18 protein-coding genes are annotated in these 17490 nt (G+C 58.2%); 14 read left to right on the top strand and 4 right to left on the bottom strand.

Going from position 1 to position 17490, the window contains the following annotated elements; translation table 11 throughout:
• Positions 1–12 precede the first annotated feature (12 nt).
• Genes AC07OE_RS07410 through AC07OE_RS07345 form a run of 14 tightly spaced genes read left to right on the top strand, consistent with a single transcriptional unit; the run spans position 13 to position 14331 of the window.
• On the top strand, positions 13–1266 hold the full coding sequence (locus AC07OE_RS07410) for an NADH-quinone oxidoreductase subunit D (protein WP_495069919.1): 1254 nt from the start codon (positions 13–15) through the stop codon (positions 1264–1266).
• Positions 1263–1751 (top strand): NADH-quinone oxidoreductase subunit NuoE, encoded by a 489-nt coding sequence (gene nuoE, locus AC07OE_RS07405; RefSeq protein ID WP_495069918.1) that lies wholly within the window; start codon positions 1263–1265, stop codon positions 1749–1751. Before AC07OE_RS07410 ends, nuoE begins: the two co-directional genes overlap by 4 nt.
• The gene (gene nuoF, locus AC07OE_RS07400) at positions 1751–3103 is read left to right on the top strand and encodes an NADH-quinone oxidoreductase subunit NuoF (RefSeq protein WP_495069917.1); all 1353 of its coding nucleotides are present in this window, start codon (positions 1751–1753) and stop codon (positions 3101–3103) included. Before nuoE ends, nuoF begins: the two co-directional genes overlap by 1 nt.
• Before the next feature lie 12 nt (positions 3104–3115).
• Positions 3116–5254, top strand: coding sequence for an NADH-quinone oxidoreductase subunit NuoG (nuoG, locus tag AC07OE_RS07395; RefSeq protein WP_495069916.1), 2139 nt, complete (start codon positions 3116–3118; stop codon positions 5252–5254).
• Positions 5251–6327: an NADH-quinone oxidoreductase subunit NuoH gene (gene nuoH / locus AC07OE_RS07390; RefSeq protein ID WP_495069915.1), complete on the top strand. Its 1077-nt coding sequence runs from the start codon at positions 5251–5253 to the stop codon at positions 6325–6327. Before nuoG ends, nuoH begins: the two co-directional genes overlap by 4 nt.
• Positions 6328–6338: 11 nt before the next feature.
• On the top strand, positions 6339–6863 hold the full coding sequence (nuoI, locus tag AC07OE_RS07385; RefSeq protein WP_495069914.1) for an NADH-quinone oxidoreductase subunit NuoI: 525 nt from the start codon (positions 6339–6341) through the stop codon (positions 6861–6863).
• A gap of 25 nt (positions 6864–6888) precedes the next feature.
• Positions 6889–7539 carry an NADH-quinone oxidoreductase subunit J gene (locus AC07OE_RS07380; protein ID WP_495069913.1) on the top strand — a complete coding sequence of 217 codons (651 nt, stop codon included), beginning with the start codon at positions 6889–6891 and terminating at the stop codon, positions 7537–7539.
• Positions 7536–7844, top strand: a complete 309-nt coding sequence (gene nuoK, locus AC07OE_RS07375) for an NADH-quinone oxidoreductase subunit NuoK (protein ID WP_138514852.1) — start codon at positions 7536–7538, stop codon at positions 7842–7844. Before AC07OE_RS07380 ends, nuoK begins: the two co-directional genes overlap by 4 nt.
• A gap of 5 nt (positions 7845–7849) precedes the next feature.
• Complete coding sequence (gene nuoL, locus AC07OE_RS07370; protein ID WP_495069912.1) at positions 7850–9895, top strand: NADH-quinone oxidoreductase subunit L; 2046 nt, start codon at positions 7850–7852, stop codon at positions 9893–9895.
• Positions 9896–9908: 13 nt separating this feature from the next.
• Positions 9909–11384 carry an NADH-quinone oxidoreductase subunit M gene (locus AC07OE_RS07365; RefSeq protein ID WP_495069911.1) on the top strand — a complete coding sequence of 492 codons (1476 nt, stop codon included), beginning with the start codon at positions 9909–9911 and terminating at the stop codon, positions 11382–11384.
• Between the two features lie 24 nt (positions 11385–11408).
• Positions 11409–12896 carry an NADH-quinone oxidoreductase subunit NuoN gene (gene nuoN / locus AC07OE_RS07360; protein WP_495069910.1) on the top strand — a complete coding sequence of 496 codons (1488 nt, stop codon included), beginning with the start codon at positions 11409–11411 and terminating at the stop codon, positions 12894–12896.
• 14 nt (positions 12897–12910) lie between these two features.
• Complete coding sequence (locus AC07OE_RS07355) at positions 12911–13213, top strand: DUF2818 family protein (protein ID WP_495069909.1); 303 nt, start codon at positions 12911–12913, stop codon at positions 13211–13213.
• A 15-nt stretch (positions 13214–13228) separates the two neighbouring features.
• Entirely contained in the window at positions 13229–13828 is a 600-nt protein-coding gene (locus tag AC07OE_RS07350; protein WP_495069908.1) for an NUDIX domain-containing protein, read from the top strand.
• A gap of 17 nt (positions 13829–13845) precedes the next feature.
• Entirely contained in the window at positions 13846–14331 is a 486-nt protein-coding gene (locus AC07OE_RS07345) for a DUF1178 family protein (protein ID WP_495069907.1), read from the top strand.
• A 37-nt stretch (positions 14332–14368) separates the two neighbouring features.
• On the opposite strand, the gene AC07OE_RS07340 is transcribed toward AC07OE_RS07345, so the two are convergent.
• The 4 genes from AC07OE_RS07340 to AC07OE_RS07325 all read right to left on the bottom strand — a co-directional run bounded on the left by AC07OE_RS07340 (position 14369) and on the right by AC07OE_RS07325 (position 17464).
• Entirely contained in the window at positions 14369–15694 is a 1326-nt protein-coding gene (locus tag AC07OE_RS07340; RefSeq protein WP_495069906.1) for a Glu/Leu/Phe/Val family dehydrogenase, read from the bottom strand.
• A 104-nt stretch (positions 15695–15798) separates the two neighbouring features.
• On the bottom strand, positions 15799–16212 hold the full coding sequence (locus tag AC07OE_RS07335; protein ID WP_495069905.1) for a hypothetical protein: 414 nt from the start codon (positions 16210–16212) through the stop codon (positions 15799–15801).
• Positions 16213–16254: 42 nt separating this feature from the next.
• Positions 16255–16440, bottom strand: a complete 186-nt coding sequence (locus AC07OE_RS07330) for a hypothetical protein (RefSeq protein WP_495069904.1) — start codon at positions 16438–16440, stop codon at positions 16255–16257.
• A gap of 64 nt (positions 16441–16504) precedes the next feature.
• Positions 16505–17464, bottom strand: coding sequence for a bifunctional helix-turn-helix transcriptional regulator/GNAT family N-acetyltransferase (locus AC07OE_RS07325; protein WP_495069903.1), 960 nt, complete (start codon positions 17462–17464; stop codon positions 16505–16507).
• Positions 17465–17490: the final 26 nt, after the last annotated feature.

Below are 17490 nucleotides of genomic sequence, written 5' to 3'. Positions count from 1 at the left end.
GCAGTTGAATGCATGGCTGAAATCAAGAACTACACCCTGAACTTTGGTCCGCAGCACCCTGCGGCGCACGGCGTTTTGCGCCTGGTGCTGGAGCTGGACGGTGAGGTCATCCAGCGCGCGGATCCGCACATTGGTTTGTTGCACCGCGCCACCGAAAAGCTGGCCGAGACCAAGACCTACATCCAAGCCTTGCCCTACATGGATCGCTTGGACTATGTGTCCATGATGTGCAATGAGCACGCCTACTGCCTGGCCATCGAGAAGCTGCTGGGTATTGAAGTGCCGGTACGTGCGCAGTACATCCGCGTGATGTTTGCAGAGATCACCCGCCTGCTTAACCATCTGATGTGGCTGGGTTCGCACGGTAACGACTGCGGCAGTTCCACGATCCTTATTTACACCTTCCGCGAGCGTGAGGACTTGTTCGACATGTACGAGGCCGCCAGCGGCGCCCGTATGCATGCGGCCTATTTCCGTCCGGGCGGTGTCTACCGCGACCTGCCCGATACCATGCCGCAGTTCAAGGCGAGCAAGGTGCGCAATGCCAAGGGTGTTGCAGAGCTTAACAAAAACCGCCAAGGGTCCTTGCTGGACTTCATTGAGGACTTTACGCAGCGCTTTCCTGCCTGCTTGGCGGAATACCACACGCTGCTGACCGAAAACCGCATCTGGAAACAGCGCACGGTGAACATCGGTGTGGTGACGCCTGAGCGTGCACTGAACATGGGCTTTACCGGCCCCATGTTGCGTGGATCCGGCATTGCCTGGGATTTGCGGAAGAAGCAGCCCTACGATGTCTATGACCAGCTGGACTTTGATATTCCCGTTGGCAAGACTGGTGACGTGTACGACCGTTACCTGGTACGCATGGAGGAGATGAAGCAGTCCAACCGCATCATCAAGCAGTGTGTGGACTGGCTCAAGGCCAATCCAGGCCCCGTCATTACGGATAACCACAAGGTGGCGCCGCCTTCGCGTAAATCCATGAAGAGCAGCATGGAGGAGTTGATCCACCATTTCAAGCTATTCACCGAAGGTTTCCGTGTACCAGAAGGCGAGGCTTATGCAGCTGTGGAGCACCCCAAGGGCGAGTTCGGCATCTATATCGTCAGCGATGGGGCCAACAAGCCTTACCGTTTGAAGATTCGTCCGCCTGGCTTCGCCCATTTGGCGGGGTTGAACGAAATGGCCAGCGGTCACATGATCGCTGATGCGGTGTCCATCATCGGCACCATGGACATTGTTTTTGGAGAGATTGACCGATGATCTCTGACGCGACCAAGGCCCGCTTCGACCGTGAAGTGGCCAAATACCCTGCTGATCAGAAGCAGTCTGCCGTGATGGCCTGCCTTGCTGTCGTGCAGCAAGAGCAGGGCTTCGTGAGTGCTGAGAGTGAGAAGGCGATTGCCGAGCATCTGGGCATGGCGCCCATGGCGGTGCATGAGGTCACCACCTTCTACAACATGTACAACCAGCGTCCGGTCGGCAAATTCAAGCTGAACGTGTGCACCAACCTGCCATGCCAGTTGCGGGACGGCCAGAAGGCCTTGCACCATCTGGAACAAAAGCTGGGCATCCACATGGGAGAGACGACGGCCGATGGCCTTTTCACCCTCCAGCAGAGCGAATGCCTGGGCGCTTGTGCGGATTCCCCGGTCATGTTGGTGAATGACCGCTCCATGTGCAGCTTCATGACCAACGACAAGCTGGACCAGTTGGTTGATGGCCTGCGTGCCGCGGAGGGCAAGTGATGACCGTTGAGAACATACTTTCCCAGTTTCGCGCCACAGGCGTTCAAACCTGTTTTCATGATCGCCACATCAATCCCCAGATCTACGCAGGTCTGAATGGCAGCAATTGGCGTCTGAAGGACTATGAGGCCCGCGGCGGGTACCAGGCGCTGCGCAAAATCGTCGGCAAAGACGGTGGAGAAGGTCTGACCCAGGATCAGGTGATTGCGACGGTCAAAGAGTCTTCTTTGCGCGGGCGCGGTGGCGCTGGCTTTCCCACGGGACTGAAATGGAGCTTCATGCCCCGACAGTTTCCGGGACAAAAGTACCTGGTCTGCAACTCGGACGAAGGCGAGCCCGGTACTTGCAAGGACCGGGACATCTTGCAGTTCAATCCGCACATCGTGATCGAAGGCATGGCCATTGCCGCCTATGCCATGGGCATTAGTGTGGGCTACAACTACATCCACGGTGAAATCTTTTCGGCCTACGAACGCTTCGAAGAGGCGCTGGAAGAGGCGCGTGCGGCCGGCTATCTGGGCAACGCCATCATGGGCAGCGGATTCAACTTCCAGCTGCATGCCGCCCACGGTTTTGGTGCCTACATCTGTGGTGAAGAGACCGCTTTGCTGGAGTCGCTGGAAGGCAAGAAAGGCCAACCTCGCTTCAAGCCGCCATTTCCGGCCAGCTTTGGTCTGTATGGCAAGCCCACCACGATCAACAACACGGAAACCTTTGCTGCAGTTCCCTGGATCATTCGCAACGGCGGTCAGGCTTACTTGGAGTGCGGCAAGCCCAACAACGGTGGCACCAAGATCTACTCCATCAGCGGCGACGTGGAACGCCCCGGCAACTACGAGATCCCCATGGGCACACCGTTCTCCAAGCTGCTGGAGCTTGCGGGCGGCGTGCGTGGCGGCAAGGCCTTGAAGGCCGTGATTCCCGGTGGATCGTCTTCTCCCGTGCTGCCTGCTTCCATCATGATGGAATGCACCATGGACTACGACTCGATTGCCAAGGCAGGCTCCATGCTGGGCTCTGGCGCTGTGATCGTCATGGATGAAACCCGTTGCATGGTCACGGCCCTGCAGCGTCTGAGCTACTTTTATATGCACGAGTCCTGCGGCCAATGCACCCCGTGCCGCGAAGGTACGGGCTGGCTGTCACGCATGGTGGACCGTATCGTGGATGGCCAAGGTCGTCCCAGCGATATGGCACTGCTGGATAACGTGGCCGAAAACATCATGGGGCGCACGATTTGCGCCTTGGGCGATGCTGCTGCGATGCCAGTGCGAGCCATGATCAAGCACTTCCGGCACGAATTTGAGTACCTCGTAGAGCACAAGACCAGCATGGTTGCGGCCCACGTTTGAGCGAGTCACAAGATGATTGAAATCGAACTCGACGGCAAGAAGGTAGAGATCGCCGAAGGCAGCATGGTGATGCATGCGGCCGATAAGGCGGGCACCTACATTCCCCATTTCTGTTATCACAAGAAGCTGAGCATTGCGGCGAATTGCCGGATGTGCTTGGTGGATGTGGAGAAGATGCCCAAGCCCATGCCTGCCTGCGCCACCCCGGTGACCCAGGGCATGATTGTGCGTACCAAGAGCGACAAGGCCATCAAGGCCCAGAAGTCGGTCATGGAGTTTCTGCTCATCAATCACCCGCTGGATTGCCCGATTTGCGATCAGGGGGGCGAGTGCCAGTTGCAGGACTTGGCTGTGGGCTATGGCGGTTCGTCATCCCGCTATGAAGAAGAAAAACGTGTGGTGTTCCACAAGGACGTAGGGCCGCTGATCTCCATGGAGGAGATGAGCCGTTGTATTCACTGCACACGCTGTGTGCGTTTCGGCCAGGAAGTAGCGGGTGTGATGGAGCTGGGCATGTCGCACCGCGGCGAGCATGCGGAGATCGAGACCTTCATCGGCGATTCGGTGGACTCGGAGCTGTCGGGCAACATGATTGACATTTGCCCCGTCGGTGCTCTGACCAGCAAGCCCTTCCGTTACAGCGCCCGTACCTGGGAGCTGTCGCGCCGCAAGTCCGTGAGTCCCCATGATTCCACAGGCGCGAACCTGATCGTCCAGGTGAAGAACCACAAGGTGTTGCGCGTGGTGCCGCTGGAGAACGAAGCCGTGAACGAATGCTGGATTGCCGATCGCGACCGTTTCTCCTATGAAGCCCTCAATAGCGATGAGCGCTTGACTACGCCCATGCTCAAGCAGGGTGGTGAATGGAAGAGCGTCGATTGGCAAACGGCCCTCGAGTACGTAGCCAACGGTTTGAAGCAAATCAAGGCTAACCACGGTGTGGCGTCCATTGGTGCCTTGGTGAGCCCTCACAGTACGCTGGAAGAGCTGCATCTGGCGGGTGCCTTGGTGCGTGGTTTGGGTAGTGACAGCATCGACTACCGTCTGCGCAACGCCGAGTTTGTTGCCACCGAAGGCGTGCGCTACCTTGGTACCAGCATTGCCTCCCTGTCGCAGTTGCAGCGCATTCTGGTCGTAGGTTCCAATCTGCGCAAAGACCACCCCCTGTTTGCCCAGCGCATTCGCCAAGCCGCCAAGGTGGGTGGCGTGGTGAGCGCTATCACGACAGGCAACCCTGACTGGGCGTTGCCGGTCACCCATAGCGTGCAAGTGCAGGCGTCCGCTTGGGTGCAGTCGCTGGCAGATATCGCAACTGCAGTGGCGGCTGAAAGGGGCGTTCCTGCGCCCGCATCGGGTACCGCCAGCGTGCAAGCCAAGGCGATTGCCTGGTCTTTGCTGTCGGGTGAACGTAAAGCCATCTTGTTGGGCAATGCCGCGGCACACCATGCCAAGGCTAGCAGCTTGTTGAGCCTTGCCAACTGGATTGGCGAGCAGGTCGGTGCAAGCGTGGGCTACCTGACGGAAGCTGCCAATACGGTGGGTGCCCAGATCGCTGGCGCCATGCCGCAAGGCAACGGTGCACATGCCGGCCAGATGTTGGCAGGTGGACTGAAGGCAGCGCTGCTGCTCAACACCGAGCCTGTGTACGACAGTGCCGCTGGTGCTGCAGCTGTGCAAGGTCTCAACAAGGCCGAAATGGTTGTCACTTTGAGTCCTTTCAAGGCCAATATGGCTTTCAGCGACGTGCTGTTGCCGATTGCGCCATTCACTGAAACCTCAGGGACATTCGTCAATGCAGAGGGACGGGTTCAAAGTTTCCATGCTGTGGTCAAGCCTCTGGGCGAAGCGCGTCCAGCCTGGAAGGTCTTGCGCGTATTGGCCAACCTCCTGGGCCTGCCCGGATTTGACTTTGAGTCTTCGCAAGATGTGTTGAAGAGTTTGCATTCCGGGGCTGCGGCAATACCAGAATTCGTACCGGCCGATCGCTTGAGCAATGCCTACCGCGGTCCAGTGGACGTGTCATCGCAGGGTGCAGCCCCTGTGGTTGCCTCGATTTACCAATTGGACGGCACAGTGCGTCGCGCAACATCGTTGCAGCTCACGGCCGATGCCCGCTCTGCAGCCCCATCTGTGGAAGAGGTTTTGTCATGATCGACACGATTTACAACGCTGGCCTGGGCTTGCTGGCTGCGACATGGTGGACTGGCGTGGCATGGCCTGTTCTGTGGGTACTGATCAAGATTGTTGTGGTGTTGCTGCCGCTCATGGGGCTTGTGGCGTACCTGACCTTGTGGGAGCGCAAGTTCCTGGGCTGGATGCAGGTCCGTGTTGGCCCTAACCGCGTCGGGCCTTTGGGCCTGCTTCAACCAATTGCCGACGCGCTCAAGCTGCTGACGAAAGAGATTCTTACGCCCACTAACGCCAGCAAGGGTTTGTTTTTCATCGGCCCCATTTTGACGATCATGCCGGCTCTGGCGGCTTGGGCGGTGGTGCCGTTTGGCCCGGATGCAGTGCTGGCAAATATCAATGCAGGTCTACTGTTTCTGATGGCCATTACTTCCTTGGAAGTGTATGGGGTTGTCGTCGCTGGCTGGGCCTCCAACTCCAAGTATTCGTTCCTGGGTGCCATGCGTGCTTCGGCGCAGATGGTCAGCTATGAAATTTCCATGGGATTTTGTTTGGTGATCGTGCTGATGATTTCCGGCAGCATGAACATGACAGACATTGTGCTTGGCCAAGGCAAGGGCATGATGGCCGAAAAGGGCTTGGGCATCCTCTCGTGGAACTGGTTGCCGTTGCTGCCTGTCTTCGTTGTCTATTTCATCTCGGGACTGGCCGAGACCAATCGTCACCCATTTGATGTGGTCGAAGGCGAGGCCGAAATTGTGGCCGGTCACATGGTCGAGTACTCTGGCATGTCGTTCGCGATGTTCTATCTGGCTGAATACGTCAACATGTGGCTCATCTCCATACTCGCCACGGTGATGTTCCTCGGCGGCTGGTTGTCGCCGCTGGCTGCGTTGGATTTCATCCCCGGCTGGATCTGGTTGGGTCTCAAGACTTTTGCCGTGGTCAGCCTGTTTATCTGGATTCGCGCCACATTCCCCCGTTTCCGTTATGACCAGATCATGCGTCTGGGTTGGAAGGTGTTTATCCCCGTCACGCTGGTCTGGCTGCTGGTAGTCGGCGCCTGGATGCAAACGTCCTTCAACATTTGGCCCTGAAGGAACCACACATGACAACGCCTGCTTTGACCCGTACACCGTCGCCCGCCTTTTCCTTGTGGGATTTTCTGTCCAGTTTTCTTTTGATCGAGCTGTTCAAGGGCTTGGCCCTGACAGGGCGCTATCTGTTCAGACGCAAGATTACGGTGCAGTTTCCTGAGGAGAAGACACCGCTGTCTCCCCGCTTCCGCGGTCTTCACGCGCTGCGCCGCTATGAAAATGGCGAAGAACGCTGCATTGCCTGCAAGTTGTGCGAAGCGGTATGCCCCGCCATGGCGATCACCATCGAATCTGATGTGCGCAGTGATGGCTCACGGCGTACCACCCGCTACGACATCGACCTCACCAAGTGCATCTTTTGTGGTTTTTGCGAAGAAAGCTGCCCTGTGGATTCGATTGTGGAAACACACATTCTGGAATACCACGGTGAGAAGCGTGGTGATCTGTACTTCACCAAAGAGATGCTTCTGGCGGTGGGCGATCGTTACGAAAACGAAATTGCCGCTGCCAAACAGGCAGATGCCAAGTACCGCTGATCCGTCGCAAGAAAGTGTTTGAATCATGAGTGTTACGACCGGTCTTTTTTATGTGTTCTCAGCCGTGCTGCTGTTTGCAGCATTTCGGGTGATCACGGCACGCAACCCTGTCCATGCAGCGCTGTTTCTGGTGTTGACCTTCTTCCAGGCTGCCATGGTGTGGATGTTGTTGAAGGCGGAGTTTCTGTCCATTACGCTGGTGTTGGTATACGTTGGTGCGGTGATGGTGCTGTTCCTGTTTGTGGTGATGATGATGGATATCAATGTGGAGAACCTCCGCATTGGCTTCTGGAAACATTTTCCTCTTGCCGCTCTGGTGGGGGTGGTAATTTCCCTCGAAATGGCCGCTGTACTGATGGGTGGCTTTCGCGTGGTCGATGATCCGCAGGTAGCGAATGCGGCAGCGGTGGCTGGCGCGTCCAATACCAAAGAACTGGGCAAGCTGCTGTACACCCAGTACCTGCTGCCGCTGGAAGTTGCGGCTGCCATTTTGCTGGTCGCCGTGATCGCGGCTATCGCCCTGACCCTGCGTACCCGCAAGGACAGCAAATATGTGAGCCCCGGCGATCAGGTGCGTGTGATGTCACGCGATCGCATGACCGTGGTGAAGATGGCTGCAACACAAGCTGCGCAAGCTCCTGAAGCGGGCGAGTCGCAAGCGGAGACCAAAGTATGACCTTGACCTTAGGACATTTTCTGTCGCTGGGTGCGATGCTGTTCGCCCTGTCGGTAGTCGGCATTTTCTTGAACCGTCGCAACCTGATTGTGTTGTTGATGGCCATCGAATTGATGCTGCTCGCCGTGAATACCAACTTTGTGGCGTTCTCGCATTACCTGCATGACATGCACGGACAAATCTTCGTGTTCTTCATTTTGACAGTGGCGGCGGCCGAGTCTGCCATTGGCCTGGCCATTCTGGTTCTGTTGTTCCGCAACAAGTCCAGCATCAGCGTCGACGAACTCAATACGCTGAAGGGCTAACCGAAATGAGTCAAACCCTTTCTGCTTCTACGCTGTTGGCCGTTCCTTTGGCGCCCCTGGTGGGATCCTTGCTGGCTGGCGTGTTTGGTACCCGCTTTGGTGGCAACTGGATCGGTCGCAAGCTGAGCCATACGCTGACCATTTTGGGCGTGCTGGTGGCATTCGTGTTGTCCGCGTCCACGCTGAAGTCGGTGGCGCTGGATGGCGCCCGTTTCAATGAAACCCTTTACACCTGGATGACGGTGGGTGGATTGAAAATGGAAGTGGGCTTCCTCGTGGATAGCCTGACTGCCATGATGATGTGTGTTGTGACCTTTGTGTCGCTGATGGTGCACCTCTACACCGTGGGCTACATGGAGGAGGACGAAGGCTATAACCGATTCTTTGCCTATATTTCCCTGTTCACCTTTGCCATGTTGATGCTCGTCATGAGCAACAACCTGCTGCAATTGTTCTTTGGCTGGGAAGCTGTGGGTCTCGTGTCCTACCTGCTGATCGGATTCTGGTTCAACAAGCCCACCGCCATCTTCGCCAACATGAAGGCCTTCCTGGTCAACCGAGTGGGTGACTTCGGTTTCATTCTGGGCATTGGTCTCATCGTTGCATTTGGTGGCACGCTGAATTACGCAGAAGTGTTCTCCAAGGCAGATGCCTTGGCCCAACTGACGTTCCCGGGAACCGATTGGATGCTGATCACGGTGATCTGTATCTGCCTGTTTATTGGTGCCATGGGCAAGTCGGCCCAGTTTCCTCTGCACGTGTGGCTGCCTGACTCCATGGAAGGTCCTACGCCGATCTCCGCGCTGATCCACGCGGCGACCATGGTGACTGCGGGTATTTTCATGGTGGCGCGCATGTCGCCCCTGTTTGAGTTGAGTGACACTGCCCTGAACTTCATTCTGGTGATCGGTGCCATCACCGCACTTTTCATGGGCTTTCTGGGCATCATCCAGAACGACATCAAGCGTGTGGTGGCGTATTCCACGCTGTCGCAGCTGGGTTACATGACAGTGGCACTCGGTGCTTCCGCCTATTCGGTGGCGGTGTTCCACTTGATGACGCACGCTTTCTTCAAGGCTTTGCTGTTCCTTGCGGCTGGCTCGGTGATCATGGGTGTGCACCACAACCAGGACATCCGCTGGATGGGTGGCCTGCGCAAATACATGCCCATCACCTGGATCACCTCTTTGCTGGGCTCGTTGGCCCTGATCGGTACGCCATTGTTCGCAGGTTTTTACTCGAAGGACAGCATCATTGAAGCGGTGCACGAGAGCCATCTGCCAGGTGCCGGTTTTGCATCGTTCGCCGTACTTGCCGGCGTGTTTGTCACGGCTTTTTATTCCTTCCGTATGTATTTCCTGGTGTTCCATGGCAAAGAGCGCTTTGACCAGAACCCGGATGCACACCATGACGACCACCACGGCGACCATGGCGATCACCACGACCACCATCCGCACGAATCCCCTTGGGTGGTAACGGTGCCACTGGTATTGCTGGCAATCCCCTCCGTATTGATCGGGTTCCTGACCATTCAGCCCATGCTGTTTGGCGATTTCTTCAAGGACGTGATTGCGATCAATCTGGAGAAGCACCCTGCAATGGACGAGCTGGCGCACGCCTTCCATGGTCCGCTGCAAATGGCCATGCACGCCTTTACTACCCTGCCGTTCTGGCTGGCTTTGGCCGGTGTTGTAACCGCCTATCTGATGTACATGGTGTTCCCGTCCGTACCGGCCACCATCAAGCGCAACGTAATGCCGGTTTTCACCCTGTTGGAAAACAAGTACTACCTCGACTGGATCAACGAAAACATCCTGGCGCGTGGCGCACGTGGATTGGGTACGGGGCTGTGGAAGGTGGGTGACCAGACCATCATTGACGGAGCTGTGGTCAATGGGTCTTGGAAGCTGGTGGGCTGGCTGTCCGGCTTGGTGCGTCAGGTGCAATCGGGGTACCTGTACCACTACGCGCTGGTCATGATTTTGGGCGTGTTCTTGATCATGTCCTACTTTGTGACATGGCCCATGGTTGTTCAATGGCTTGGCCGCTAAGGAGAAAAATAATATGGGTTTGTTGAGCCTTGCAATTTGGACTCCCATCGCCTTTGGCCTAGTGCTGCTGGCGTTTGGACGCGATGAGCATGCAGGTGTGGTGCGCTGGATCGCGTTGGTTGGAGCCGTGGTCAGCTTGCTGGTGACCTTGCCTATGTATGGTCAGTTTGACACTGCCTCGGCTGCCATGCAGTTTGTGGAGAATGCGCGCTGGATTGAGCGCTTCAATGTGAATTACCACCTGGGCGTGGATGGCATTTCCTTCTGGTTTGTGCTGCTCACGGCCTTCATCAATGTGGTGGTGGTGATTGCGGGCTGGGAAGTCATTACCCAGCGTGTCAACCAGTACATGGGCGCGTTCCTGATCCTCAGCGGATTGATGATTGGCGTGTTCACAGCGCTTGACGGTCTGTTGTTCTACGTGTTCTTCGAAGCGACACTGATACCGATGTACTTGATCATTGGTATCTGGGGTGGCCCCAACAAGATCTATGCGGCCTTCAAGTTCTTCCTGTACACCTTGCTGGGCTCGCTGCTGATGCTGGTGGCGTTGATCTACCTGTACACCAAATCAGGTGGCAGCTTTGATCTGGCCACATGGCACGCGCTGCCTTTGGCGCGTGCGCCCCAGACGCTGCTGTTCTTCGCTTTCTTTGCGGCATTTGCAGTCAAGGTACCGATGTGGCCTGTGCATACTTGGTTGCCGGATGTGCACGTGGAAGCGCCGACTGGCGGTTCTGCTGTGCTGGCTGCGATCATGCTGAAGTTGGGTGCCTATGGTTTCCTGCGCTTCTCCATGCCGATTGCGCCTGATGCGGCGCATGAGTGGGGCGCCACCATGATTGCCCTGTCGTTGATTGCGGTGGTGTACGTGGGCCTTGTGGCAATGGTGCAGCAAGACATGAAGAAGTTGGTTGCGTATTCGTCGGTTGCGCACATGGGCTTTGTGACCCTGGGATTCTTCATCTTCAATGATTTGGGTGTGTCCGGCGGCTTGGTGCAAATGATCGCCCACGGCTTTGTGTCGGGCGCCATGTTCCTTTCTATTGGCGTGCTGTACGACCGGGTGCATTCGCGTGAAATCGCCAGCTACGGCGGTGTGGTCAACACCATGCCCAAATTTGCGGCGTTTGCACTTTTGTTCTCCATGGCCAATTGCGGCTTGCCTGGAACTGCGGGCTTCGTGGGCGAGTGGATGGTGATTCTGGGCGCCGTTAAATTCAACTTCTGGATCGGCTTTGCCGCTGCCAGTGCGTTGATTTTTGGTGCGGCGTACACATTGTGGATGTTCAAGCGTGTGTACCTGGGTCCTGTGGTCAACGACGATGTGAAGTCTCTGGTGGACATCAATGCCCGTGAATTCCTGATGCTGGCGCTGCTGGCTGCTGCTGTGTTGTACATGGGCCTGTACCCCAAGCCCTTCACCGATGTCATGGATGCTTCGGTGGCGCAGCTGCTCAAGCACGTGGCAGTGTCCAAGTTGAACTGATCAGACTGAATTGAGAGACGAATGATGATTGACAAACTCAGTTGGATCACGGTGTATCCCGAGATCGTGCTCATGGTGATGGCCTGCGTCATTGCCATAGCCGATTTGGGCGTCAAAACGCCATTGCGCAGTGCTACCTACCTGCTCACCTTGTTGACGTTGGCTGTTGTGGCGTTGCTGCAAGCGGCCTACGCTTCAGGCGGGGCCACGTACTACGGCTTTGGCAACATGGTGGTCAGCGACTCCATGGGCAACTGGCTCAAGTGCTTTGCCACCTTGGCCGTGATGGTGACCCTGGTGTACGGCCGCCCCTATGCGAGCCAGCGTGACATGTTGCGCGGTGGCGAGATGTTCACGCTCAGCCTGTTTTCCCTGCTGGGTATGTTCGTCATGATCTCCGGCAACAACTTCCTGGTGACCTATCTGGGGTTGGAGTTGCTGACGCTGTCCAGCTATGCGCTTGTGGCGCTGCGCCGTGACAACGCCACTGCGACTGAAGCCGCGATGAAGTACTTTGTACTGGGCGCCATGGCGTCGGGTTTTCTGCTGTATGGCATGTCCATGTTCTATGGCGCTACCGGCTCTCTGGATGTGAATGAAGTGTTCCGGGCTATTTCGTCCGGCAAGTACCAGCATGGCGTGCTGGTGTTCGGTTTGGTCTTTATTGTGGCCGGATTGGCATTCAAGCTCGGGGCTGTTCCGTTCCATATGTGGATTCCCGACGTCTACCAAGGTGCTCCCACAGCGGTGACGCTGATGATCGGTGCTGCGCCCAAGTTGGCTGCCTTTGCCATCGTCATGCGCTTGTTGGTGGAAGGCATGTTGCCCTTGGCGGGTGACTGGCAGCAGATGTTGATGGTGCTGGCTGTGGGCTCGCTATTGATCGGAAACTTTGCCGCCATTGCACAGACCAACGTCAAGCGCATGCTGGCGTTCTCAACCATTGCCCAAATCGGTTTTGTGCTGCTGGGCCTGATGTCCGGTGTGGTCAACGGCAATATTGCTTCTGCTGCCAACGCCTACAGCTCAGCCATGTTCTACGTGATCAGCTATGTGCTGACCACCTTGGCCAGCTTCGGCGTGATTTTGCTGCTCTCCCGTGAAGGTTTTGAGAGCGAAGAGATCGCTGATTTTGCGGGATTGAACCAACGCAGCCCGCTGTACGCCGCCATCATGGCCATTTCCTTGTTCTCGCTGGCAGGCATTCCCCCCATGGTGGGCTTCTATGCCAAGCTGTCGGTCCTGCAAGCTTTGATCGCCTCGGGTGATTCGTTCTACTTGGCTTTGGCAGTCTTCGCGATGTTGACATCGCTGGTCGGAGCTTTCTACTACCTGCGCCTCATCAAGGTCATGTACTTTGACGAACCCATTACCGCGACTACCGTGAGTGCTCCGGCCGATGTGCGCGTGGTGTTGTGCGTCAATGGCGCCCTGGTGCTGGTACTGGGTCTGTTCCCCAGCGGGCTGATGGCACTGTGTGCAGCATCCATCAAGCAGATGCTGGGCACCTGAGGTCGTATCGGCGGATGGGCAATTCTTTCGCGGTAGCGGTTTTGGTCGTGTTGGCACTGTTGGGTGCCAACCTGCCGTTCTTCACCGAAAAACTCATGGGTGTGTTGCCGGTGGCACAGCGCAAGTCGCTGGGCTTGCGTCTGCTGGAGCTCGTGCTCTGGTACGGCGTGACCGGCATGGTCGGCGCGGGTTTGGAGAAGCATGCCGGGCAAATCACGCCACAGGGCTGGGAATTTTTTGCCATCACCTGGGCCTTGTTCATGACCTTTGCCTTTCCCGGCTTTGTCTACCGTTACTTGCTCAAGCGGCACGGTTGATCAGGCGTTCCTGCCATGGAAGACGACAGCCATCTGCGTGAGCACACGCACTCCAGTGAAGAAATCCTGAAGGGCACATTTCTCCACGCCTTTCGTGACACCGTCACCTTGCCCGATGGTGCTTCCGCAACCCGCGAATATGTTGTCCATCCCGGTGCTGTGATGGTGATTCCTTTGTTGCAGGACGATTCGGGCCAGATCCGCGTCGTGCTGGAGCGCCAATTCCGTTATCCCATTGGCCAAGTCATGGTGGAGTTTCCAGCGGGCAAGCTGGATGCCGGTGAGAGTGTGCAGTTTTGTGCCCAGCGGGAGTTGCTGGAAGAAACCGGTTACACGGCAACCGAATGGGCGCGGGCCGGGCAAATGCACCCCGTGATTGCGTACTCCACCGAGTTCATTGACATCTGGTTTGCCCGCGGTCTGACAGCGGGTCCAGCGAAGCTGGATGCTGGCGAGTTTCTCGAAGTGTTTACCGCCACCCTCGAAGAACTGCTGCAGTGGTGCCAGCAGGGCCGGGTGACCGATGCGAAAACCCTCGCAGGCGCCCTTTGGCTGCAACAAGCCCTGCAAGGCAGCTGGCCTTTGCAGTGGGGGCCAGCGCTTCCCATGGTCTGACGGCGGACAATACGCCCATGAAAGTTCTGGACCTTCACTGTGCCCAAGGACACCCGTTTGAAGGGTGGTTTGCCTCGGAAGATGATTTTGTGTCCCAATGCGCGCGTGCGCTGGTGCAATGCCCTGTATGCGGCGATCCCTCTGTGGTCAAAAAGCTCAGTGCGCCCAGGCTGAACCTGTCGGGTGCTCGTGCGCCTACAGTCGAACAAGGGGGGGATGCCTCGACGCCAAGCTCTGCGCCCCATGCTGGCGAGATGGCGGCTTTGCCCCACAACGCCGCCTTGGCCGCGGCATGGATGGCTGTGGCTCGCCACGTGGTGGCTACCACCACGGATGTGGGCACGCAGTTCGCCGAAGAAGCCCGCAAGATGCATTACGGCGAGACCGAAGAACGCGGGATCCGCGGACGTACCACGGAAAAGGAAGCCCGCGAGCTGGCAGAGGAGGGCATCGATGTGATGCCCTTTGTCCTGCCGGAAGCGCTCAAAGAGCCCCTCCAGTAACGCAGCTGCTACGCCCAGCCAAGGCGTGGAATGCCGTTCAGGGGTATAAACCGCGCAGCTCGCGCGCATGCAGGATGCGCTTGCAAGCCACGATGAAGGTGGCGGTGCGCAAACTCACCTTGTGGTCCTGCGCCACGTTCCACACGCCGGCAAACGCTTCCTTCATGATGCGCACCAGGCGGGCGTTGATCTCGTCTTCACTCCAGAAGAAGCTGGAGAAGTCCTGCACCCACTCAAAGTAGCTCACGGTCACGCCCCCCGCGTTGGCAATCACGTCGGGCAGAACCAGGATGTTGCGCTCTTGCAGGATATCGTCAGCGTCCGGCGTGGTGGGGCCGTTGGCGCCTTCGATCACGAGCTTGGCCTTGATACGTCCCGCATTGGCAGCGGTGATTTGCTGTTCCAGCGCAGCGGGAATCAGGATGTCGCAATCCACGTCCCAAAACGCGTCGTTGGCAATCGTCTCCGCAGGAGTGAATCCTGCCACCGTTCCGTGTGCTGCCACGTGGGCCAGCAGGGCCGGCACGTCGAGGCCTGACTCTTTGTAGATGGTGCCGCCGTGGTCTTGCACGGCGACGACGCGGGCACCGGCTTGGGCAAACAGCTTGCCAGCGATGCCGCCTACATTGCCAAAGCCTTGCACCGCCACGCGGGCCTTGCTCACGTCCAGACCGATGTGCTGTGCCGCTTCTACGCCTACGGTGTATACGCCGCGGCCCGTGGCCTCGCGCCGGCCCAGGGAGCCGCCCAGGTCGATGGGCTTGCCGGTCACCACGCCAGTGGCCGTGGCACCTTCGTTCATGGAATAGGTGTCCATCATCCAGGCCATGATTTGTTCGTTCGTGTTCACGTCAGGCGCGGGGATGTCCTTGGTGGGCCCGATGATGATGCCGATCTCGCTGGTGTAGCGGCGCGTCAGGCGCTCCAGTTCGCCGCGTGACAGGGTCTTGGGGTCGACACGGATGCCGCCCTTGGCGCCGCCGTAGGGCACGTTCACCGCAGCGTTCTTGATGGACATCCAGGCCGACAGCGCCATCACTTCGGACAGCGTCACATCCTGGTGAAAACGCACGCCGCCCTTGCCGGGGCCGCGCGAGGTGTTGTGCTGCACGCGGTAGCCCTCGAAGTGGGCCACGGTGCCGTTGTCTAGCTGGATCGGCACATCCACGATCAGCGCACGCTTGGGGCGTTTCAGGGTCTCGGCCCAACGCGCCAGGTGGCCAAGGTAGGGGGTGACACGGTCGACCTGTTGCAGGTAGATGCCCCAGGGGCCCAGGTGGTCGGCCTGCAGGTAGGAAGGCAGCGCATGGGTGGTGGCTGCGGGGTTCGCGGGAGACGCCGGATTAGCGTGGTGTTGCGACATGAAAGCTCCTTGTAGTTGTCGTCATGGCCCGCAATGTAGGCGGGCAACGTCGACCTGTCCAAGGCCACTTCATTTGCAAACTATGCAAAAAAATAATAACTATGTCAGACGCGGAGATTGAGAATGCGCCCCGTGGCCTGGCCCAGCGTATTGACGGCTGGAGCTGCCTTGCTGTCGTCTTTGAGCGCATTGCCGCTGGCGGCAAACTGTGGGCTGGTGGCTTTGTACATGCGCACCAGAAACTCCTGGGTGGCCGCGGGTACGGCGACAGCGTTGGCTTTGCCGGGCGCGCTGTAGGTACTGCTGGCCAGGGGATCGGTGGCCTTGCGGGTGCTCAACTCATGGACATTGTCTTTGCGGTCTTGCGCCTCACGCTCAGCATCGTCAGCCTGCGCCCGCAAGTCTTCCGCCTTGGCTTCGGCGGTGTCCGCCTCCCGCTTCGCTTGCTCCAGGCGCACCATGCTCAGCGACGCCTGCAAGGACGGTGTCGCGCTGTTGGTGGCGGTGATGGCAACCATGGCCGTCTACCTGGAACCCGGAGAGTGAGGGGCGGGTCGCGTTCAGGCGCTGACGTTGAGCAGGCGCCCAGTCGTGTGGCCCTGCGCGTTCACCACGGGACGCTTGGGAGCTTCTGCCTTTTTTGCTGGTTGCTCTTTAGCCTGGGTTTCGCGTCGCTGGGACTCCTCGGTGCGCTTGAGCGCCTGGGCCGGTTGCACAGGGGCGGGCTTGGCTTTGCTGACGTCCATAGAGTTCTCCTGAGGGTGATCCCTTGATTTTAGGGGTCTAAGCCCCTCTTTTCAATGGATCACCTCAGAGATCCAGCTCCCAGGTCTCCCCGACCAGGTCGTGCCCAAAGCCCTGGAAAGGCTCGCTGGCTACCAGCCTGTAGCCAGCCTTGCGATAGATATGTTTGGCGGCCGCCAATTGGCTATTGGTCCAGAGCCGGATGCGCTGGTACCCCACTTCCAGCGCGAAGCGTTGGCATTCGGCGGCCAGCCGTTCCCCCAATCCCAGCCCGCGTGCGCTGGGTTCCACCAGCAAGAGCCGAAGCTGCGCGACGCCTTCAATGGGCGCCTGGGTGCTCTCCTCACGGGCCTGAACCAGGCACACACAACCGATGTTGATGCCATCCCGCTCTGCGATCCAGCAGGCTTCACGTCGGGCGTCAAAGTGGTCAATGAAATCTGCGGCAATGCGTGCCACCATGGCTTCAAAGCGCATGTCCCATTGGTACTCGCGGGCATACAGCGCACCATGGCGCGACACCACCCAGCCGATGTCGCCTGGCCGGTGGGGGCGCAGGACAAAGCTGCCGCTTGCGGATTTAGTGGCGGGTTCGTCCATGAGCCGTTGGACGCGCTGGAAGGCTTGCAGCAACTCCACCTGCTGCGTATCGCTGAGTTTGCCAAGCAGCGCGTCGATGTCCTGCTGCGAACGGCGATCCAATGGCTCAAAGGCGGTCCGGCCAGCTGTACTCAGTTGCAGCAAGGACTGGCGCGCATCGGCGCTGCTGGGGGCCGCGGTCACCAAACCCCGCTCTTTCAGCGATTTCAACAACCGGCTCAGGTAGCCCCCATCCAGGTCCAGCAAGCGGCCCAGGTCGGTGGCGGTGATGCCCGTGCCTTCGTCCACATGCGCCAACTCCCACAGGATGCGACTTTCCGTCAGCGAAAAAGGGGAGTCCAGCAGGCCTTCGTGCAGCACGCCAATACGGCGGGTGTAGAAGCGGTTGAAGCGGCGCACAGCCTCGATGCGGTTGATGTTGTCCATACCGCAATAGTGCGTCAACTGCTTGC

It is taken from the genome of Rhodoferax sp. GW821-FHT09E07, assembly GCF_059416145.1.
The sequence above is the reverse complement of the archived record's forward strand: the minus strand, read 5'-3'. Positions and strand labels throughout refer to the sequence as shown.